The organism is Desulfuromusa ferrireducens, assembly GCF_055389805.1.
This window is the reverse complement of sequence record NZ_AP042415.1, coordinates 3706768-3728854: the sequence shown is the minus strand read 5'-3', so window position 1 is coordinate 3728854 and position 22087 is coordinate 3706768. Positions and strand designations below refer to the sequence as shown.

The window sequence follows — 22087 nt, the reverse complement described above, 5'->3', positions numbered from 1 at the left end:
GTTAAATGGTGGCATTGTTCTCTGAATAGAGTTATTTGAGAGGATATGGTTATGGAAAATAAAAGCAATCTTCCAGCCAATACCGAAATATACCAGGCAATAACTGTAGCTACTGGAGATGATAATTCACTTCGTCATCTCCTTGGCATACTTTTTCGTCATAAGTTCTATATCTTTTCTTTTTTTATTGTAACGGTTGTCACTGTTACAGTCCTAACATTTGTTTCTTCTGCCACCTACCAGTCGGATGCCAAACTTTTTATCAAGCTGGGCCGAGAAAGCATGTCTGTTGATCCCTCCGTGATTGGTCCTACGAATTCAGTACGGTCTGATCGAGAAAGTGAGTTGAACTCTGAGGTTTCCACCCTTACCAGTAGGATCCTGGCCGAACTGACGGTGGCGGAAATGGGTCCGAATGTCATTTTGGAAATGAATGAAGGTGAGTCGGCACAAAATACTGGTTTTAGTTTAATGGGTTTTGCAAGGATCCTGTTGATTAAGCTTGGTTTGAAGGATCCACTGCCACTGAGTGAAATAGCTGTTGCTAAGCTAATGGAAAGTTTGACCGTAGGGGCCGAAAAACAAAGTCATATCATTGGTCTTGCCTTCCAGTCAGGAAATCCAGAATTGGCTCGAGATATATTGAATGTGTTGATAGACCAGTATCTTGACCGACATATAGAAATGCATCAAGCACAAGCACCGCTTCAATTTATAGAGGAAAGGGCAGAGAGTTTTAGGGCGATCTTAGAGCATAAAGAAAATCTACTAAAAAACTTTCAAGAACAGAACTCAATGTCCTCAATGGATGGGCAAAAGGTGAAAGTTTTGGAGCAGGTCAGTATGTTGCAGACGGAAGCTGATCAGGTTGTCAGCTTGATCGGTGCTTCTAGTGCCAAAATTGAATCTATCAAAAGCAGTCTTCAAGGACGGTCACCGAGTCGAGAACTGAACCGTGTTACTGGGCGGCCAAACAGGGCTGTGGAGGCTATAAAAGATCGACTTTTTGAGCTTCGCTCTGAGGAGTCAGACCTGTCCGCACGTTACCCTGATACTGACAGGGCTCTTATCGACCTGCGCGACAAGATTCGTCTGGTTGAAAATCAATTAAGCCAGGAAAGTGTAACACTCACCGAGATTACGCAAGGGGTTGATACCAACTACCAGTCATTGCAATTAAGTCTTGCAAATGAATTGGCCCAACTGCAGGCACTTAATGCTCGTCAGACAATCCTCGTGCAGCAACTTGAAGCGCGCAAGGCGGTCCTGATCGAGATGTCGGGCCACGAAATAAATTTGAAGAGTCTCCATCGTGACATAGATATCGCAGACAGTGAGTATCTGCAATATCGAGAGAATCTGCAGCGGGCAAAAATTTCGGCAGATTTGGATTCTGGTCGCATTTCCAATGTCAGTATTGTTCAGCCGCCAACCTTATCTCTCGTGCCGATAAAACCACGCAAAGCTTTGAATCTAATGCTTGGCGTGCTGTTCGGCTTGACTGGCGGCTTGGGCGTGGCTTTTTTACGCGAGTATTTTGATAGCACGATTAAGGTTCCTGAGGATGTTGAGGAGAAATTGGGGTTGCCTGTGTTGGCCAGTATTTCTCAAAAGGAATTTGAAGCATGTATTTGAACTTTTATCAGTTGAATAAAAAACCCTTCAGTCTGGCTCCAGACCCAGAGTTTCTGTATTTGAGTCCGCAGCACAAAGACGCTCTAGGGGCGATTATTTACGGCATACGGGAACGCGAAGGGTTTGTTTCGGTTGTAGGTGAAGTCGGTACCGGGAAAACGACCATTATAAGATCATATCTGCAGAAAATTGATCTTCGTGCGATTTTGCCAATATTTATTTTCAATTCAAGAATAACTTTTACCGAGTTACTGGAAACTTTTCTGCATGAAATAGGAGTTTCCTCTGAGGCGATCGAAAAAAATCACCAAGTGAACGACATGGTGAGGTTGGCTTATGAAGTGATGCTCGAAAAAATGAGTAAAGGGAGGAATCTCGTCTTGATCATTGATGAGGCGCAGAATATGCCAGTTGAAACTCTTGGAAATCTCTGCATCCTGTCAAATTTTGAAACGTCAAAAGCCAAGCTCATTCAGATCGTTCTTGTCGGTCAGCCGGAATTGCAAAATAAGCTTGATCTTTACGAGTTGAGACAACTCCGTCAACGCATTGCATATAAAGCTTTAATTACGCCCTTGTCCATGCCGGAGAGTTTTAACTATTTTCACCACAGACTGACATTGTCCTCTCGAGGGCATGATCCTATTTTTACGAAACACGCTATTAAGCTGATTGTCAAGCATTCGAAAGGGGTTCCAAGGATCATTAATGTTCTGAGCGAAAATTCTCTGGTTGCGGGTTATGGTCTGCAGAAAAAACCGCTATCTGCGAAACTCGTCAAGCAGGTTATCGCTGATTATGAAGGGAGCTGTTTCTCCACTCAGCACCAGCGCAAGGGGGCTGCGGTCAGTATGCTGATTCTTATACCAAGTGCCTTGTTGGCTGCTTCTTATCTCTATTCTTTCCCCCACGCGGTTAGTGAAGCGATGGAAAAACTGATTGGCGCCAAAACCATTCAAGAGTCTTACGGACAATCGGTCAGGTATGATGTCAGGACGATTTCTGCAAATAAAAAGCTCACCGCACCGGTTAAGGACAAGGTTCTGATTACTGTTAACAACCCGCAGCTTATCGCAACCGTCGACGACTCAAAAATAAGCAACTTGGTCAGGTATGATGTCAGGCCGATTTCTGCAAATAAAAAGCTCACAGCACCGGTTAAGGACAAGGCTCCGATTACTGCTAACAAACCGCAGCTTATCGCAACCGTCGACGACTCAAAAATAAGCAACTTGCCAGTTGAAACTTCTTCTCCTCTCCCCACCGAGCCACCAGTTTCAACAGCCTCGCCAGACGTATTAGAAGAGCAATCAACAACGGATGTTGCAGCAGAAAAGAGTTTGTGGCCAAAGGCTGAATCAAAATTTTCCTTATTCGCAGAGGGTTACAAAAACTCTGCCCAGCCTTCTCCAATAGTGAAGATAATCAAAAAAGGCGACACCGTATCTAAGCTTTGTCTCGATACCTATGGCATTTATAACACGCGAATTCATATGTGGATCAAAAGGCACAATCCACATATTGCAAATATGGATGAAATACAAATCGGCGGGGTAATTTTTTTCCCTGAAATGGATCCATTGCTCTTATGGCATAGGCAGCAGCGTGTTAATGGCCGATTGAGAGCCACAAGGGAGGAGGTTGTATTGAAATGAGTAAAATATACGAAGCTCTTCAGCAGTTTGAACTTGAGAAGTCGGGAATATCAGAGCGTTCGCTGCCGATTCCGCAAGTGAGTGACATCAATAATACTGTCTCTCCAGAGTTGACTGAAACCCTGGTTGGTTTATATCGGACGATATTTACTGTTGTGCATGGCTCCGGTGGTCGAATTGTTCAGTTTGTTGATACCCGTAAAGGGGCCGGCTGTACACCGATAATTCGCACCTTTGCCAAGGTATCATCCAGTGTGCTGAAGAAGTCGGTACTTTTGTTGGATTCTGATCCGCAGCAGACGAGCGATTTTAATTTTTTTGATCAGCACTCAAGGCTCAGTTGGATGAGGGGTTTGCAAAAAGATTTTGGTGTCACCGAGTCTAAGGGTTTAGCGGGCAAAAATATGTTGTTTGTAAGTCGTCTCTCGATGGAGTCCGGTTTGTTGCCGGTTGATTCTGATTTTAAGCAGACCGAAAGCTTCATGGAGAAGTTGAAGAAAACCTTCGATCTTGTCTTGGTTGATTCCTGGTCCGTTGCCAAACCACCCAGGCCGACTCTGTTTTCGCCCCACGTTGACGGTATCGTTCTGGTTGTTGATGCGGGGAAAACCCGATGGCAGATCGCTGAAAAACAAAAGAGAGAGATTGCGGCTCAGGGGGGGAACGTTTTGGGCGTCATCCTTACGAACCGGACGTATCCAATCCCCGAAAGTATTTATAGGCGACTATAAGGGGCAGTGGAGGTGTTGAGATGGCTATTACAGAAAAAATCAAACACCTGATGAAGAACTCATTAGTGTTAACAGCCGTTGAGATCGAATTATTTCTCTCCAGAGAAGTCTTCCGCAGAATCATTGATCGGGAGCGGGATCGCGCTAATCGGACCGGCGATGTTTTTTCCCTGGTGGTCTTTACGCTGTCTGACAAAAAACAAAACCATGATGTCCTCACTCTTCTCGCTGAGACGCTTTGCCCGCGAATGCGCTCTATCGATGCTGTCGGCTGGCTCGATTCTGACCATGTCGGTATTTTATTGCCAGAAACGAACTCTTCCGGTGCCTATAAGTTTGCCAATAAGATTTACCAGGAAATCCTGCTTATACGCCTCCCTCCGAAATACGAAATTGTTACCTATCCTTCCGACAAGTTGGTCGATCCGGAAAAGGTCGCAATCTACGTCTTCGCTGAGAAATACAAAAATAAAACAAAGTCGGCAATTCGGCGCGGTGGTTGGCGTTTTGCGAAGTCGCAGAGAAATGTCGATTACGCATATTGCCTGACAAAGCGGGTTCTTAAGCGTGGTTTCGATTTTGTGGGTGCTGCTGTTTGTTTATTGGTTTTTTCTCCTGTCTTTTTAGTGGTCTCGATCATCATCAAGAGTGTCTCCCCTGGGCCGGTTTTTTATAAGCAACAGCGGATTGGTTATGCAGGGCAGCCGTTTACTTTTTTGAAGTTCCGCACCATGAGTCCGGGCGCAGAGACTCAAAAACATCAAGGCTACCTGGCCCAACTTATTAAGGCTGAGGCCGTGAATAATACTGCTGAAGTACCAATGGCGAAGCTTGATCACGATCCGCAAATCATTTCTTTTGGAACGATGCTGCGCAAATCATGTCTCGATGAACTTCCACAGTTGATTAATGTTTTGCGTGGAGAAATGAGTCTGGTTGGGCCTCGTCCGCCTATCCCTTACGAAGTGAAAGAATATCTCTCCTGGCACAGGGGGCGTTTTGATGCCATCCCGGGCATGACCGGTCTGTGGCAGGTCAGTGGCAAAAATAAACTTTCATTTCGGGAAATGGTGAGGTTGGACATCCGCTACGCCAGAGAGCGTTCATTGTGGGGAGATATCAAGATTCTGTTTAGGACTCCAATCGTTATCGTGGAGCAAGTTCGGGACAGCCTGAAAAAAAAGGATACGACTTTCAACGAAGGAGCATAAAAATGTTGAATGTAGCTGTTATTGGATGCGGTTATTGGGGACCGAATTTAATCCGTAATTTCAACTCGCTCCCTGAGTGTGATGTTACGACGGTCTGTGATGCTAGCAAAGATCGGTTGGCACATATGAAACAGTTGTATCCACACATAACAACGACAACCGAGGTTGATGACGTTTTTAACGATAGCAATATTGATGCTGTCGCCATCGCGACACCCGTTAACTGCCACCATGTCCTGGCAAAAAAGAGCTTGCAGGCTGGGAAACATACCTTTATCGAAAAGCCCATGGCCTCATCGGTCGCCGAGTGTCGAGAGTTGCTTGATCTTGCGCTCGATCAGGGTTTGACCCTTATGGTCGGTCATACCTTTATTTATTCCCCACCGGTCAGGAAAATAAAAGAACTTGTCGATTCTGGCGACCTCGGGGAAATCCAATACGTCAGTTCGCGGCGATTGAATCTTGGCCTGTTCCAAAAAGACATCAATGTGACGTGGGATCTTGCCCCGCATGACATCTCCATCATTCTTTATGTCTTGAACGATACTCCCGTATCTGTCAACTGCCAGGGGAAATCGCATGTCGCCAAGGGCGTTGAGGATGTCTGCAATATGACGATTAATTTTGCCAACGGGGGGTTCTGCACAATTCAGAGCAGTTGGCTTGATCCTAATAAAATTCGTGAAATGACCTTTGTCGGTGAAAAAAGGATGCTTGTCTATAATGATTTAGAGCCGATTGAAAAGATTAAAATATACGACAAACGGGTAGAAAAACCTCCGCACTACGACACCTTTGCAGAATTTCATTACTCTTATCATTATGGCGATATGTACGCGCCATATCTTAAGCAATTCGAACCATTAAAAGAAGAGTGCCAACATTTTATTGATTGCATAAAGACTCAGTGTAAATCAATTTCTAGCGGCCTAGAAGGGTTGAAGGTTGTTCAAATACTTTCTGCAGCGTCAGAATCACTGAAGCAAAACGGATCAGCTGTTTCTTTGGGTGATTTAGGTTGACTATATGGAGGGGGTACCGATGAAAGCGATTTCTTCTGATGTTCAAATTGGGATCGATGTGAAGATTTACGATTTCGTAAATCTTTATGGCTGTAAAATTGGTGATTATACAAAAATCGGAACGTTTGTGGAGATACAAAAAGGAGCAGATATTGGCAGGAACTGTAAGGTGTCCAGTCATACATTTATCTGTGAAGGGGTAACGATAGAAGATGGTGTCTTCATTGGCCATAACGTTACATTTATTAACGACAGGTACCCACGATCTACTGCAGAATCGGGTGAATTACAGACTGAGGACGATTGGGTCTGTGTGCCGACGCTGATAAAGAAAGGCGCATCTATTGGTTCTAGCGCGACATTATTGTGTGGAGTGACGGTCGGGGAAAACGCAATTGTTGGAGCAGGGAGCGTTGTCACAAAGGATGTTCCAGACAATACCGTTGTCGCCGGAAACCCCGCCAGGATAATGAAAAAATAGAGGAGAGAAGACTATGAAAGTTCCGTTTATGGATCTCAAAGCGCTGCATGACTCAATAAATGACGAATTACACGCTGCGATGAAAGAGGTTGTCGAGTGTTGCGCTTTTGCCGGAGGTCCGTTTGTCGAAACTTTTGAGCAACAATTCGCAGCCTTTTGTCAGTGCGATTATGCCATCGGCGTGGGCAGCGGTACCGAGGCCTTATGGATGGCGTTGCTGGCACTTGGTATCGGTGAAGGAGACGAGGTTATTACTGTTCCTAATACCTTTATTGCAACCGCAGAGGCCATCAGTTTTTGTGGAGCAAAACCTGTGTTTGTCGATATCGACGAGCACAGCTACACGATTAACCCTGGTTTGATTGAAGGTGCCATCACGCCGCGCACGAAGGCGATTATCCCTGTGCATATATTTGGGCAGATGGCAGATATGGACGCGATTCTGGCCATCGCTAAAAGACACGGACTTTTCGTTGTTGAGGACGCTTGTCAAGCTCATGGCGCGGAATATAAACAACGCTCTGCCGGTTCAATGGGAGATGTCGGCTGTTTCAGCTTTTATCCAGGGAAAAATTTGGGGGCATTTGGTGAGGCAGGGGCGGTGACAACCAATAATCTAGACCTTGCTGAGAAGATTCGTGCCCTGCGGGATCATGGTCAGCAGAAAAAGAATGATCACGGTGTCATCGGTTGGAATGGACGTATGGATGGTATTCAGGGGGCTGTTTTGAGCGTCAAGCTGAAGCACTTGAATCGCTGGAATCAGGGCCGCAGGCAAAATGCCATCCTTTACAACGATTTACTGTCGTCGGTAAAAGAGGTCAAACTCCCGAGGGCGAAGGCCTACAACCAACACGTTTATCACATTTATTGCGTTCGGGTGCCTAACCGATCGGATTTCATGGCGACCTTGGAGCGGGGAGGTATTGCTTGTGGAATCCATTATCCTTTCCCGGTTCACACGCAAAAAGCCTATGCCTCGCTAGGAAAAGTTGCAGGGAGTTTTCCGGTTGCGGAAAAATGTGCAAAGGAATTCGTTTCTCTGCCGATGTGTCCAAAATTGAGTGCCGAGCAAGTTCAATACGTGTCGCTGCAGGTTAGGGAAGCTTTTTGATTGGAATGAGGAGTGCCAATGAGTACGAGTTGCAAGGTTCTTAACCCGCTACATGTCGAAAAATGGGATGAACTATTGTTGCATTATCCAGGCGCAACATTTTTTCATACCCAGTGCTGGGCAAATGTGCTCAGCGAAACCTATGGTTATGAGCCGGTATATTTTTCAAATCTGACCAATGAGAATCTGCTTTCCTTGGTTCCAATGATGGAAATAAGGAGCATTTTAACTGGCCGACGTGGCGTGTCGTTGCCCTTTACTGATTACCTGCCGTCTCTCGTGACAAATCGCGAGGAAGCACGAGAGCTTTGGAAGGAGTTGGTTGCTTTTGGAAAAAAATCAAAATGGCAATACATCGATTTGCACGGAGATATCGGTGTGCAGGCAAAGGCAAGAATTTACGATAGCTTCTATCAGCATGATCTCCGGTTAGGAGATGGTACTGAACAAATACTTTCTCGTTTCAGTAGCAATAATAGAAGAAATATAAAAAAGGCGGTTCGTGAAGGTGTCGAAATTGAAATCCGTCAAGACATTCAATCTATCGTAGACTTTTACCATTTAAATTCTATGACCAGAAAGAGACATGGTCTTCCCTCCCAGCCGTATAGATTTTTTGAAAATATTTATAACTATGTCATTAGTGTTGGTAAGGGAATTGTAGTCATTGCTAAGAAAAATAGAGAAGTTGTTGCTGGCTCAATTTATTTACTCTCCGGTGATAGTGCAATTTATAAATATGGAGCGTCTAAAATAGAAGGGAGATATTTAAGAGCTAACAACCTAGTAATGTGGGAAGCAATAAAATGGTTGTCAGGTAGGAAGTATAAGAATCTTAGTTTGGGACGAACGGAGAAAACTAATGATGGATTAGTGAGATATAAAGATGGCTGGTCAGCAGAAAAAAAATCAATCAATTATTATCGTTTTAGTCTCAAAGATAATAAATATGTCACAAAGAAGAAGAGTTCGGATTCCCTCGGCACACGTTTTTTTAGAGTTGCCCCGGTAACAGTATCAAGCTTTTTAGGTGAGGTTTTCTACAAACATGTTGGCTAATAGAATTTATTATTATATGAAACCGTCCATTCCAAGGTCAGTACAGGTTGCAATCAGGCAATATGTTGTCGATCTGCAACTAAAGAGAGTCTTGGATGTCTGGCCGATAGATCCAGCTGCGGGAAAGAAGCCGGAAGGCTGGCCCGGCTGGCCTGAAGGAAAGAAGTTTGCTCTGGTTTTGACCCACGATGTAGATACTGCAGCAGGGCAGGCGAATTGTGTCAAACTGAAAAACCTTGAGGAGCAGTATGGACTAAAATCTTGTTTCAATTTTGTCCCGGAGCGCTATCCGGTGGATCACGAAATTTTAGAAAGCCTTAGGGCTGACGGGTTTGAGATAGGTGTTCACGGCTTAAACCATGACGGCAAGCTATACAATTCAAAACAGATTTTTTCCAGCAGAGCTGCAAAGATAAACTCTTACTTGAATGAGTGGGGGGCAGTAGGATTTCGCTCGCCTGCGATGCACCATAACCTGGAATGGATACACGACCTGAACATTGAATACGATTCTTCAACCTTCGATACCGACCCCTTTGAGCCACAGGCAGATGGTGTTCAAACCATCTTCCCATTTTATGTAAAAAGCCAAAATAACGGCAGTGGGTACTATGAGTTACCCTATACCTTGCCGCAGGACTTTACCCTTTTCATTTTGATGAAAAACAAAACTAGCAAAATTTGGCAGCAGAAACTGGACTGGATTGTTGAGTCAGGTGGGATGGCGATGCTCAATTCGCACCCGGATTACATGGCCTTTTCGGATTCTCAAGGTGGTATCGAAAAGTACTCACATAAAAGGTATGCGGAGTTTCTTAGCTATGTAACAGAGAAATATTGTGGTGAATACTGGAATGCTCTCCCCTCTGAGTTGGTTTCGTATTTAAAAAGTCAGGACTATGCATGGAACGAACGGGGAGATAGGGCCCATTGAGGTGACGATGGCGCACATTGTTTAGGGCGAGAGGAGTCGTTCGCTATGCTCGAAATGATTAGAAGCCGCTTGTTTGCAAAACTGGCCTTGGTCGCTCCTGGTGGTTATACCCTCAGGCCTTGGCTCCACAAAAAAAGAGGCGTGACGATCGGTAAAAATGTCTGGATAAGCCAATTTGTCTATATCGATGAAGTTCATCCGGAAAACATTGAGATTAAAGACAATGTCACCATTGGTCTGCGTAGCACTATTTTTGCTCATTTTTACTCCGGTAACTATGCGCCGGGGAAAAAAGTCGGGAAGGTCTGCATTGAAAAAAATGTCTACATCGGACCCCATTGCGTGATCTTTCATGATGTCACCATTGGTGAAGGTGCGGTCATCGCTGCAGGAAGTATTGTCTCCAAAAACGTACCGGCAAGTGTGCTGTTTGGACCTCCATCGGCGAAACCACTATTTAAAGTAACGCGACCGCTTATAAAGGGGGAAAGTATGAACTACGAGAATTTTCTTCTTGGCCTGCGGAAGATTAAATAAGGAAATCGTTATTTGGTGAACTAAGAAGGGAGGATTGAGATGCTAGTAAGAGAGAAAATCCGTCAATTCATAATTTCTGAGTTTATCTCTGACGATGCTGCGGTCGTATTGACTGACACTGCACCGCTTGTCGACTCAGGGATCATTGATTCCTTCGGAATTATAGCGCTTTTGGGCTATTTGGAAGAAAGCTTCTCCATACAACTTTCTGGAGAAGATTTGGTTCCGGAAAACTTTTCCACGATCGCGACGATCAGCGAGTTTATCGCTCAAAAAAATGGCTGTCAGGTGGGGGGGGAATGTGGACTTTGAATTAACCGACGAGCAAAAAATCTGGAGGGAGACAGTCATCAAGTTCTCTCAACAGGAACTTGCCTATGATATCTCAGCCCACGAGAAAAGCGGTGAGTTTCCTTGGAGTGCATGGCGAAAATGCGCAGAGATGCAAATCATGGCGCTGCCTTTTCCTGAGGAATATGGCGGCTGTGGTACGGACTTTTTAACGACAGTTCTTACGATGGATGCTCTTGGCTATGCGTGCAAAGACGCCGGCCTCGTCCACGCTATCGCAACACAAATCCTCTGTGGTTTGCAGATCCTTCTCTTTGGCAACGAAGAAATAAAGAAAGAATATTTACCTGTCCTCTGTCGCGGAGAAAAAGTTTTTGCCCAAGCGATAACCGAATCAGGGTCCGGATCCGATGCCTTGTCGATGCGCACCAGTGCCAAAAAAAACGGTGATGACTTTATTCTCAACGGGAGTAAAAATTTCATTACCAACGGACCGATGGCCGACGTTGTTATCGTCTTTTCGGTAACCGATCCTGAAAAGACGGCCCTAGGAGGGATTTCCTGCTTGCTTGTCGAAGATGGCTGCAATGGGTTTGAAAAAAGTAAACCACTGGAAAAAATGGGGTTGCGCACCCTGCAAAATGGCGAACTCTTTTTTGATGATTGCAGAGTTTCGAGTGACAAACTTCTGGGTAAGGTCGGGCAGGGGGCGATCATTTTCAATGAGTCGATGGAGTTGGAGAGAAGCCTCCTTCCAGCCGTACATCTGGGAACCATGAAGAGGATCTTTGATATTTCCGTCAAATATGCGAAAGAACGCAGCGCATTCGGTAAATCAATAGGTAGTTATCAGGCCGTCGCCAATAAAATATCTACCATGAAAATGAATATAGAACTCGGCAAAGGAATTCTATATAGGTGTGCGGTATTAAAAGATAAGAAAAAGAGAGCACCTGTCGAAGCTTCCATCTGCAAGCTCTTTATAAGTGAGAGCTTGAAACAGGCGTGTCTTGATTCCGTTCAGATACACGGCGGTTATGGCTATATGTGTGAGTATGAAATAGAGCGGGATTTACGCGACAGTGTCGCTTCAACCATATATTCAGGAACATCGGAGCTTCAATATAATATTATATCCAAACTGATAGGACTATAAGCTTGAGCCACTTACTTGTTCATCAATATCTGGATCATATTATCAGCAACCAACCATCGAAAATTGCTGTAACCGATGGTGAAAATTCTCTGAGTTATAACGACCTGGAGGTTTTTTCGAACCGCCTCGCCCAGTCTCTGATTTCTCACGGAGTCAAAAGACAGGATCGTGTGGTTTTTTGTATGCAGCGATCCGCAGAGGTCCTGATTGTTATACTGGGGATACTTAAGGCTGACGCTATTTATGTGCCGATCGACTGCAAAACCCCACCGGATCGCTGGCAGAGTATTCTTGACGATTGTTCCCCGGCGGTAATCGTATGTGACCGGCACAACAAAAACAATGTTATGCATTTGGTGGGTGAATGTGAAGAACGGATGCCGGTCCTGGAGCTCTCTTCCGAAAATAGTTTCGGTGATTTTCGGTTCGCAGGAGTGCCTCTCAACAGGCAGGCGACCTGCCGGCCGAATTATCAGAATTGCGGCGCAGATATTGCCTACATTCTTTACACCTCTGGATCAACCGGAAGCCCAAAAGGCGTACTGATTTCGCATTCTAATATCCATAGTTACATCGATTGGGCGGTTAATTATTTTCAAATCGAAAGCAACGACAGAATCTTAGGGACTGCGCCCTTTCATTTTGACATGTCAACTTTTGATATTTACTGTTCCCTCAAAACGGGCTGTACCTTTTGCATTGCGAATGAGCAAGCAACATTATTTCCCAATCTGTTAGTAAACTTTATTGAACAGGAAGAAATCACTCTCTGGAAGGGAATTTCTTCCTTGCTTATGTATATGGTCATGACGAATTCAGTCGAAAGAAATCGTATGGCTAGTTTGAAGCAAATAATATTTTCTGGCGAGACACTTCCGACTAAATACCTGTCTAAGTGGATGACCACATATCCAAATAAATATTTTTACAACGCCTATGGACCTACAGAAGCAACCGGCATTTCTTTGTGTTTTCGCGTTGAGCAAGCGCCGGTGGATTTCCAAGAAAAAATCCCCATCGGCACTCCATGTGACGGCACCTATGTCTGTCTGTGGAAGGAGGACGGCTCAATGGCTCAGCGAGGGGAAATTGGTGAGTTGTGCCTCGGTGGGTCCGGCCTGGCGCAGGGATACTTAAACAATCCCCAAAAAACCTCTGAAGCGTTTGTCGAAATTGACCTGGGAGTCTCTAGGGATATAATCTACAGAACAGGTGACATAGCCACTTTGCTGCCATGCGGTAATTATCAATATGTCGGCAGAAAAGACCGCCAGTTGAAGTATATGGGCTATCGAATCGAAGCAGGAGAAATCGAGCATGCTCTTTTGTCCTTGTGTGGAGTTAATGACGCTGCCGTCGTCCTGCAAGAATCAGAAAAAAATGCCGGGATAATGGAGTTGGTTGCCTTCATCGAATCAGCCGGTGGTGACAATAGTGTGGTGAGGAAAACACAATTGAAAAAGCATTTACCCCCCTACATGATTCCAAAACGTTTTGTTCAGATAGATAAAATGCCACGTTGTCGCCGCGGAAAAATTAGTTATGAGAAGTTAAAGAGCATTGAGCCCGTAGGTGGTTGTTATGGATAAAAAAATGCTTGAATACACGTTGGAAGCGATCGGGGACATAAAGGGTGAAAACACTTTTTATGATATCCACGCACACCCGTTTGAAGTTATGGATAGTCCGATAACATATGTGAAATCGACCTCTTTGCCAGGATTATATAGCGCAGGGGCGGCAGAATATAAAGCTTATGAAATTGCTGATATTTCTCTGACAAAGCACAAGAAGTCTGTTGGCAGCAAGTACGACAGTAAAATTTTCAACAAGGTCAAGCAACTGAACAGAAGGCGTATATACTCACATACCGGGCCTAGAGTGTTTTCCGATTTAATGAAATTAGCAAAAATCGATAAGGTCATCCTTCTGCCGGTTTTGGCCAAAGATGAATTTGGCGATCATCAGGTGCAGATGCTGTCTGATATTTTTAGTGACAACGATCGTTTTTTGCTTGGCTACTGTGTGCCAAATGATATTCCCGTCAATAATATTGTTGAGAAGGTAACGTCTATTGCTCAGAAATACAATATTAGGATCCTGAAAATCCACCCTAGCCTGCAGGGCATCGATCTTTCTCAAAGCGCTGGCCAGGAAAGGGTAGAGGCGATCTTGGTCGCCTCAAAAGAGGCGAACCTGAAAGTTCTTATTCATGGTGGATTGAGCCCGGAATGTAATAACCCTGATGCCATCGCATATGGTTCAGTTAATAAACTGCAACAGATTGATTGGGCCATAACTCCTGAGACTGTTGTCATTGCTCATGCTGCCTCTTTTGGATATGTCCCCGAGTCATTTAGTCGAGATGTTCTTCCCTCACTGGATAGGATGTTGTCCCGATACGCCAATCTTGTCGTTGACACTGCGGCAATCGAGATCGATATGCTTTCGCTTGTCTTTGAAAATATCGAAATGGACAGAATCTATTTTGGGTCTGACTCCCTCTATGAAAAACAGTGGGTGGCAATGGTGAAGGTATGGCATGCCTTGCAACGGTCAGTACGCAAGCCAGAGGACTCGTTGATGCAGATCGCAAGTGCAAACCCCCTCAAACTTTTTTCTGGTGGGAATGCAGTGATAAAGTAAAAACATCAAACGAAAGAGTGGCGAAAAGCTAGTAACTTGATGTTGATAGTATTGTGCTGTACATATTTATCGGCTGTATGATTAGACAAAGTATATAGCTGATAGTTACACAAAGTTTAAAGTAGTTATATTGATTTATAATAAGAATGGAGGGGTTGTTTATGTACAAAAATAAAGTTTGGATTGATCTTGATAATTCTCCTCATGTTTTGTTTTTTAGCCCAATTATAAAAAAATTAGATAGCAATGGTTTTGAGGTTGTTGTTACTGCTCGTGATTATGCCCAGGTATTAGACCTTGCTGAATTGTTTGGAATTGAATATAAAAAGGTTGGAAGTCACTATGGCAAGAATAAGTTGTTTAAAGTAATTGGTATGTTTATTCGCTCTTTTCAATTGTTACCTTTTATTTTAAAAGAAAAACCCTGTTTGGCTTTATCGCATGGTTCTCGCTCTCAGATATTTATTGCGAAGCTTGCTGGTATTTTTTCAGTTATGGCCACTGACTATGAACACACTCAAGTGATTCCTTTTTTTGCACCTGATCTGAGGCTTATTCCTGAGGTTGTTTCAAAGTCAAGTCCCGCCAAAGGCGCAGGGGATGTCGCAACGTATCCGGGAATCAAGGAGGACGTATATGTGCAAGACTTCCGCCCTGATTCTACTCTTTTTGATCAGCTAGGAATAGATGAGGATAAAATTGTAGTTACTATCCGACCACCTGCCACGATGGCTCACTATCATGCTGAAAAGAGCGATAAATTATTTGATTCTGTCATCGCTTATTTAGGAAGAAATGATTCGATTCAGATGATTGTTGTCCCACGAACGAAAGACCAGGAGCTTCAAATTGTGAAGCTTTGGCCTGATTTAATTAAAAAAAGAGCACTTATTATTCCTGGGTACGTCATAAATGGTCTAGACCTGGTTTGGTACTCAGATTTAGTAATTAGTGCTGGTGGAACAATGATCAGGGAAGCGGCAGCTCTTGGTGTTCCTGCTTATAGTATCTTTGGTGGAAAAATTGGAGCTGTTGATAGATACCTCTCTGATACTGGAAAGCTAAAATTAATAAATAATGAAAGTGAGATTAGGAGTAAAATTTCATTAAATAAAAGAGAAAAAAACAATGGGACAATCAAGAGCAATCCTCATGTTTTAAACACTATAGTTTCAACTATTGAAGCATGTTGTAAGTGACGGACTTTGATCAGAGATAGCGATTCTACAGCATGTTAAGCATTGGTTAGTATTGAACTTATTTACTTCCCTATGGTATGCGCAAGGAGGCTGTTTTGGTATCCTTAGAAAGTTTAATGTTAAGACAGTCCAAGATCGCTATGGTCGGCTTGGGTTATGTAGGCCTTCCTCTAGCGGTCTCATTCGATAAAGTGGTCGATGTGATCGGTTATGATATCAGCAGTAAGAAGATCAGCGAACTTGAGCGAGGTTTTGATTCAACCGGGGAAATTACGAGTAAAGCTCTTGCTTCCACTAAAATAGAATTCACCACAGACCCTAGCAGGCTCAAAGAGGCTGCATTCATAATTGTCACAGTTCCGACCCCCATCCACAAGTCAAAAAGGCCCGATCTCGGACCCGTAAAATCAGCTTCGCGGATCATTGGACAAAATCTCGCTGAAAATTCCATTATTGTCTTTGAATCAACCTTCTACCCCGGGGTGACCGAAGAGATCTGTGTTCCTCTTCTGGAGGCGGAATCGAGCCTTACCTGTGGGGTGGATTTTAAGGTCGGTTATTCCCCCGAGCGCATCAATCCTGGTGACAAAACATACACCGTTGAAAATATAGTCAAAGTCGTTTCAGGGCAAGATGCGGAAACTTTAGAAGTTGTAGCCTCAATCTATGAAGCGGTTATTGCCGCTGGGGTGTTTCGGGCATCTTCAATTCGTGTCGCTGAGGCTGCAAAAGTTATAGAAAATACGCAACGTGACTTGAATATCGCCCTAATGAACGAGCTATCTATTATCTTCAATAAGATGGGTATCTCGACTAGGGACGTGCTCAAGGCAGCAGGTACCAAGTGGAATTTTCTCCCATTCGAGCCAGGCCTGGTGGGTGGGCACTGTATAGGTGTCGATCCCTATTATCTTACTCACAAGGCTGAAGCCATTGGTTACAACCCACAAGTTATTCTTGCGGGACGGCGCATCAATGACGGTATGGGGAAATACGTGGCGGAAATGACCGTCAAAAAGCTAATCGGAGCCCGAAAAGCTGTTAATGGGTGCCGGGTTCTTGTGTTGGGTTTGACCTTCAAGGAAAACGTACCCGACATCAGAAATACCAAGGTTGTCGATATTCTTCAAAACTTAATAGAGCTCGGGGTGACTCCTCTGGTACACGATCCAATGGTCAATATCGACGAAGCACGGGATGAGTACGCTATTGAGTTGGTATCGCTGGGAGAGGTCGGCAAGGTTGATGGGGTTGTCTGGGCTGTTGATCATGACGCTTTCAAGCATCTTACCCCCAGGCACCTAAAAGAATTGTGCGGCAATGGAAATGGTCGAGGTGTTGTCGTTGATGTTAAATCGATTTTAGATAAAGAAGAGGTTGAGGCAGAGGGACTTAGCTACTGGTCTTTGTGAATTCATCTTGAGTGATAGAACACTCCTTAGTGGAGGGTCGTATGAGAATTGTACATGTTGCAGGAGCAAGGCCGAATTTCATGAAGGTCGCCCCGGTAATGGACGCACTGGGAAGAAGGGCGGGAGTGAGTCAGTTTCTGATTCATACCGGCCAACATTATGACGCAAATATGTCTGAAATTTTTTTCACGCAGTTAGGGTTGCCGGCCCCGGATATAAACCTTGGGGTAGGGTCAGGAAGTCATGCAGCTCAAACCGCTCAAATTATGACTAAGATTGAAGCGGTCTTGATAGAGAATAAGCCGGACATGGTTATGGTTTACGGTGATATTAATTCGACAGTCGCTGCAGCCTTAGTCTGCGCGAAGCTTTTAATCCCAGTAGCGCATGTTGAAGCAGGCCTTCGCTCATTCGATAGGACGATGCCAGAGGAAATAAATCGTATTGTCACCGATCAGTTGGCTGACCTGTTATTTACGCCTTCGATTGATGGTGATGAGAACTTACTACACGAAGGAAAGCCGAGAGAACAAATTCGTCTCGTCGGTAATGTGATGATCGATACCCTCGTCCGCTTAAAGGAGAGGGCCACTGCCATGCATAGCCCTCAGCAGGTCGCTGGTAAATACAATATTTCCCCAGGCACAATTGCGAATGGTTATGGATTGGTGACCTTGCATCGTCCTTCCAATGTTGACGATCCAGTCATGTTGAATAAAATCATTAAGACCTTATCGGAGTTAAGTCGCGATCTTCCAATGGTTTTCCCGATCCACCCAAGGACATATCGGCGACTTAAGAGTTTGGGGCTTAGGGTTGACGATAGAGATGTTTTTCTGATTGAACCCGTCGGTTATCTTGAGTTTCTGGCTCTGCAGCAGGGCGCAACTGTGGTTATTACTGATTCTGGTGGAATACAGGAAGAAACAACATATCTGGGAATCCCTTGTTTAACCATCAGGGGAAATACTGAACGTCCTGTAACCGTGACAGTTGGGACCAATACTTTGGTGGGGACAAATATGGATCGGATGAAAGCAGAACTATTTAACATCCTTAATGGTGATGCTAGGAAGGGCGCAATCCCACCTTTGTGGGACGGAAAGACGAGTGAACGTATAGCTAATATTGTCTGCTAGCAAATTGAATGTGATTTGGCAAAGCCTATTTTTCCAAGGTGAGGATTATAGCTATGGTTCAAGAATCTTTTGAGAATTTAAAAACATATTGTGAACAGGAAGGGTATGCCGGTTGGGATAACTTCGATGGTTTGAATTCGAAAGTATTCAGAAATAGCCCTTTGTACAATTCACGATTTTTGAGACTAGCCTGGATTCAGTTTTTTAAGCGTTCCCCTATTAACTTTCGAAAGTTAACCTTAGTGCCTAAGGGAATAAATCCGAAGGGGTTAGCTCTGTTTGTTTCAGGCTTGGTATTTTCCGGCGACTATGAACAAGCAAAATCACTATTAGGACAATTGGAATCATTGACATGTGATGGTTATTCAGAAGCCTGCTGGGGATATAACTTCGATTGGCAGTCTCGTGGCCACATGACCTCTCTTGGAACTCCCAATATTGTCACTACTGTATTTGTTGCAAATGCATGCCTCGACTACTTCGAGCAAACGAACGATGAAAAATATTTAGAAATAGCAGAGAGCAGTTGTCGTTTTTTTTTAAACAATTTAATTCTTCATGAGGATAAAACCGATCTTTGTTTTGGCTACATGCCAGGCGCAAATACCCGTGTGCATAACGTTAATATGTTGGCCGCTGCACTGTTGGCAAGGATCTATTCAATAACTGATGACAAGGAAAAGTTGAATATATCAAGAAAAGCCATGCTTTATTCTGTTAAAGCGATGAATTCTGATTATTCATGGAATTATGGAGAAAGCAATTATCAACAGTTTATTGATAGTTTCCATACCGGATTCAATCTTGTCTCTTTAAGCGACTGGATGAAATTTTCAGCGGAGCCTGTTTGGGAAGAGGAACTTGGGATGGCATATGATTACTATATAAACAATTTCTGGTTAGAAAATGGATGCCCGAAATATTATAATAATTCATTGTTTCCAATTGATATTCACTGCTCTGCGCAAGGTATAGTAACTATTTTAAAGTTAAATAGTAGTAGTAATAAATCAATTGAGTTGCTAAGTAAAATATCAAAATGGGTAATTGAGAATATGCAGGATGAAAGTGGATATTTCTATTATCAAAAGCACAAAATTTTTATTAATAAATTAAGTTATATACGATGGTCTCAGGCTTGGATGTATTATTCGTTGAGTTTGTTATTGTCAAGTACATGTTTGAAGAGAAACTAGAAAAACTATCTAACAAATGATTCTATAAGTAGAATTAATTTAAGTAGGACATATCTATATTGCTTAGGGTTGAATAGGAAAGGAATCAGTTTTAATGTTTAAGTCTGTAAGAAGTGAAATTGCTGTTTATGCACTTTATTTTTTATCTATCGTGTGCTTTGCCGTGGCAATTAAGATGTCAATATATCTTCTTGCGATCTTTGTAACTGCTCTACTGGTCTTTGTCTCAGTGGCAAACCAACCGTTGAGGATTTTGTATGTAATGATCTGTTTTGTTCCATTTAGCTCGACTCCCCTGTTTAATGACCCATTGTTCTTGATTACTGGGGCCAAGTATTTATCGAATGATCCAAACTTGACTATATTGAAGCCATTTAATGTTCTTGCCGCAATATTTATGGCATTCGGAGTGTTCCAATATGGAAAGTCTAACAAGATTCCTAAGTTGGAGCTGTGGTTTGCGTTGATATATATATCCATATTCTGCATATCGGTTTTCAGAACTATTCCAAACTTAGCAACTGTTGTCTCAATGGGTTTAGTTGATGGTGGGGGTGGTTTGTCTATTAGCGGTTACTTGTTTTCATTTCTTATTAAGCCTTTAATATATTTTATTCCTTTTGTTTATATTATTAAGTACTGCAAGGATCTGGATGACATAGAAAGAGTGATACGTGTACTTGTGTATTCTGGAACCGCTATTTCTGTAATGGTCATAACTTTGTACTTACTAGATTTTTATACCGTCGAGGCTATCTCTGAGGTTTATCATACGTATTTCGGGATGCATAGAAATCGTATTGCAACATTTTTGATAGTATTATATCCATTTGTTTTTGCCAGAGCTTTAAGCAATAAGAAATTGGTCGACGTGCTTATTTTAGCCGTATCTGCTTTAGCCATAGCAGTTCTGTTTTCAAGGACTGCATATCTAGCAATTGTTATTTCAATGATTATTTATCTTTGCTTGATCGGAAAAAAATTAGTAATCCCTATCCTTTCAATATTGGTTGCTTCTGTTTTCGTTTTTGGTTCTGTTGAGGTCAGGGAAAGGGCCATGACGGGCCTTGATTCGCGGGACACAGAAGTAATCTCTGCGGGGCGTATAGATCATTTATGGATTCCCCTTTTAAGTGAAGTTCTTGGAAATCCCAAAACTCTTATGTTTGGTCGTGGGCGTTATGGGATGTTGAGTTCACGTGCTGCAAAAAGCGGAGCCTTGAGTATATATAATCACCCACATAATATGTACCTTGAGTTACTCGTCGATACTGGGTTGTTCGGCCTGCTATTGATATCGTTCATGTTTTACAGAATGGTTCAAAGGGTACATATATTAATTGTTAAAACTCACGATGCGAGAATTAAAAAAATATATTATCCAGTTTTAGTTTCCATTATTTCTTTTTTGATTTCAGGAATAACAGGAAGGTCTTTCTTTCCGACAATTGATAACTCATATTTCTGGATTGTTATCGGGCTGTTTATCTGTCTGGGTGTTCAGGCTAAAAACAATGGGGAAACGTATGAGCAAGGCCAGGATTTGTTTTGTAAATCATAATATTATTTCTCTACTTAGGGACGGACGCAGTTCCCAGTTTATGGGTGGGAGTGAGTTGCAGCAGTTGCTTTTAGGAGAGCAGTTTGTAGGTAACGGGTATGTAGTCTCGTTTGTAACAAAGAATGTCGAACGGGAAGACTCGAAAAGTTTAGGCCCATTTCATGTGTATCCTACCTTTAACGATAAAGAAGGATTGCCCTTTATAAGATTTATTTATCCCAGACTTTATAAAATAATGATGGCTCTTATTAAAGCGGATGCTGATATCTACTACGTTAGAGGGGCTGGTTTTGTCATAGCGGCAGTCGTCATTGTCGCAAAAATTAAAAAGAAAAAAGTTATATTTTGTGGTGCAGATGATCCTGACTTCGATAAGAGTGGAGTCAGATTGAAACATAAAAGGGATAGACTTTTGTATTTTTGGGGATTGAAAAGGTGCGATCTCATTGTTTCTCAAAACAAAAAACAACAAAAACAATTATTAGTTGATTTTGATAGAAAATCGTACGTTATCCATAATGGTTTTAGCAAATCTAAAAATGAATTTGTACCCGGTGAAACTATACTTTGGGTCGCTAATTTCAGGTGCCCTAAGAGGCCCGGAATGGTTCTTGAGCTGGCGAGGAAGTTGCCTGAGCAGAAATTTGTGATGATAGGGGGCAGTGCGGGGAGTGATTCCGCTGAGCAAGATCTTTATTTCCAGTTACTGGAGGAGTCTAGAAGCATAAGCAATCTAGAGTTAAGGGGATTTCAGGAAATAGGTGAAGTTGAAAAGTGTATTTTGAACTGCCGGGTTCTAATAAATACCTCCCTACATGAAGGTTTTCCAAATACATTCCTCCATGCATGGTCGGTAGGTGTTCCAGTTTTATCTTTTTGTGACCCGGATGATTTGATTGAATCACATAGCTTGGGCCTAGTTGCAACAACGTTAGATGATATGGCTGAAAAATTAAAATTTATATGCGAAGGACATTTAAATATATCTCCTGAAAGAATAAAAAAATATTTCGAAAAAAACCTATCAATTGAAAAGGTGAGTAAGGTGTATATGGAACTATTCGAAGATTTGTTGAAGTGTGACGGTTCAAAGATTAGTTTATAGTAT

20 protein-coding genes are annotated in these 22087 nt (G+C 43.0%); all 20 read left to right on the top strand.

The genetic code is table 11. The features are described 5' to 3' along the window. Positions 1-51 precede the first annotated feature (51 nt). Positions 52-1635 carry a GumC family protein gene (locus tag ACZ5PT_RS16605; protein ID WP_464264141.1) on the top strand — a complete coding sequence of 528 codons (1584 nt, stop codon included), beginning with the start codon at positions 52-54 and terminating at the stop codon, positions 1633-1635. Further along, positions 1626-3290 (top strand): ExeA family protein, encoded by a 1665-nt coding sequence (locus ACZ5PT_RS16600; protein ID WP_464264140.1) that lies wholly within the window; start codon positions 1626-1628, stop codon positions 3288-3290. The genes ACZ5PT_RS16605 and ACZ5PT_RS16600 overlap by 10 nt, the downstream gene beginning before the upstream one ends. Continuing rightward, on the top strand, positions 3287-4021 hold the full coding sequence (locus ACZ5PT_RS16595) for a P-loop NTPase family protein (RefSeq protein ID WP_464264139.1): 735 nt from the start codon (positions 3287-3289) through the stop codon (positions 4019-4021). Before ACZ5PT_RS16600 ends, ACZ5PT_RS16595 begins: the two co-directional genes overlap by 4 nt. Before the next feature lie 20 nt (positions 4022-4041). Continuing rightward, entirely contained in the window at positions 4042-5232 is a 1191-nt protein-coding gene (locus tag ACZ5PT_RS16590; RefSeq protein ID WP_464264138.1) for a sugar transferase, read from the top strand. 2 nt (positions 5233-5234) lie between these two features. Next, positions 5235-6254: a Gfo/Idh/MocA family protein gene (locus ACZ5PT_RS16585; protein ID WP_464264137.1), complete on the top strand. Its 1020-nt coding sequence runs from the start codon at positions 5235-5237 to the stop codon at positions 6252-6254. A 19-nt stretch (positions 6255-6273) separates the two neighbouring features. Further along, positions 6274-6735 (top strand): acyltransferase, encoded by a 462-nt coding sequence (locus ACZ5PT_RS16580; protein WP_464264136.1) that lies wholly within the window; start codon positions 6274-6276, stop codon positions 6733-6735. A 13-nt stretch (positions 6736-6748) separates the two neighbouring features. Continuing rightward, positions 6749-7849 (top strand): DegT/DnrJ/EryC1/StrS family aminotransferase, encoded by a 1101-nt coding sequence (locus tag ACZ5PT_RS16575; protein ID WP_464264135.1) that lies wholly within the window; start codon positions 6749-6751, stop codon positions 7847-7849. A gap of 18 nt (positions 7850-7867) precedes the next feature. Next, on the top strand, positions 7868-8908 hold the full coding sequence (locus tag ACZ5PT_RS16570; RefSeq protein ID WP_464264134.1) for a lipid II:glycine glycyltransferase FemX: 1041 nt from the start codon (positions 7868-7870) through the stop codon (positions 8906-8908). Further along, positions 8898-9842, top strand: a complete 945-nt coding sequence (locus ACZ5PT_RS16565) for a polysaccharide deacetylase family protein (protein WP_464264133.1) — start codon at positions 8898-8900, stop codon at positions 9840-9842. The genes ACZ5PT_RS16570 and ACZ5PT_RS16565 overlap by 11 nt, the downstream gene beginning before the upstream one ends. Positions 9843-9887: 45 nt before the next feature. After that, positions 9888-10379: an acyltransferase gene (locus ACZ5PT_RS16560; RefSeq protein WP_464264132.1), complete on the top strand. Its 492-nt coding sequence runs from the start codon at positions 9888-9890 to the stop codon at positions 10377-10379. A gap of 39 nt (positions 10380-10418) precedes the next feature. Beyond that, the gene (locus ACZ5PT_RS16555) at positions 10419-10691 is read left to right on the top strand and encodes an acyl carrier protein (RefSeq protein ID WP_464264131.1); all 273 of its coding nucleotides are present in this window, start codon (positions 10419-10421) and stop codon (positions 10689-10691) included. Then, entirely contained in the window at positions 10681-11826 is a 1146-nt protein-coding gene (locus tag ACZ5PT_RS16550; protein WP_464264130.1) for an acyl-CoA dehydrogenase family protein, read from the top strand. Before ACZ5PT_RS16555 ends, ACZ5PT_RS16550 begins: the two co-directional genes overlap by 11 nt. A gap of 2 nt (positions 11827-11828) precedes the next feature. Then, positions 11829-13415 carry an amino acid adenylation domain-containing protein gene (locus ACZ5PT_RS16545; protein ID WP_464264129.1) on the top strand — a complete coding sequence of 529 codons (1587 nt, stop codon included), beginning with the start codon at positions 11829-11831 and terminating at the stop codon, positions 13413-13415. Beyond that, a complete protein-coding gene (locus tag ACZ5PT_RS16540; RefSeq protein WP_464264128.1) occupies positions 13408-14472 on the top strand; it encodes an amidohydrolase family protein in 1065 nt (354 codons plus the stop codon). Before ACZ5PT_RS16545 ends, ACZ5PT_RS16540 begins: the two co-directional genes overlap by 8 nt. A 161-nt stretch (positions 14473-14633) precedes the next feature. Beyond that, positions 14634-15671, top strand: a complete 1038-nt coding sequence (locus tag ACZ5PT_RS16535) for a DUF354 domain-containing protein (protein ID WP_464264127.1) — start codon at positions 14634-14636, stop codon at positions 15669-15671. 95 nt (positions 15672-15766) lie between these two features. After that, complete coding sequence (locus ACZ5PT_RS16530) at positions 15767-17083, top strand: nucleotide sugar dehydrogenase (protein ID WP_464264126.1); 1317 nt, start codon at positions 15767-15769, stop codon at positions 17081-17083. A 41-nt stretch (positions 17084-17124) separates the two neighbouring features. After that, the gene (wecB, locus tag ACZ5PT_RS16525; protein WP_464264125.1) at positions 17125-18222 is read left to right on the top strand and encodes a non-hydrolyzing UDP-N-acetylglucosamine 2-epimerase; all 1098 of its coding nucleotides are present in this window, start codon (positions 17125-17127) and stop codon (positions 18220-18222) included. 53 nt (positions 18223-18275) lie between these two features. Beyond that, positions 18276-19418 carry a hypothetical protein gene (locus ACZ5PT_RS16520; protein WP_464264124.1) on the top strand — a complete coding sequence of 381 codons (1143 nt, stop codon included), beginning with the start codon at positions 18276-18278 and terminating at the stop codon, positions 19416-19418. A gap of 94 nt (positions 19419-19512) precedes the next feature. Next, entirely contained in the window at positions 19513-20979 is a 1467-nt protein-coding gene (locus ACZ5PT_RS16515) for an O-antigen ligase family protein (RefSeq protein WP_464264123.1), read from the top strand. Beyond that, entirely contained in the window at positions 20945-22084 is a 1140-nt protein-coding gene (locus ACZ5PT_RS16510) for a glycosyltransferase family 4 protein (protein WP_464264122.1), read from the top strand. Before ACZ5PT_RS16515 ends, ACZ5PT_RS16510 begins: the two co-directional genes overlap by 35 nt. The last annotated feature ends 3 nt before the right edge of the window (positions 22085-22087 follow it).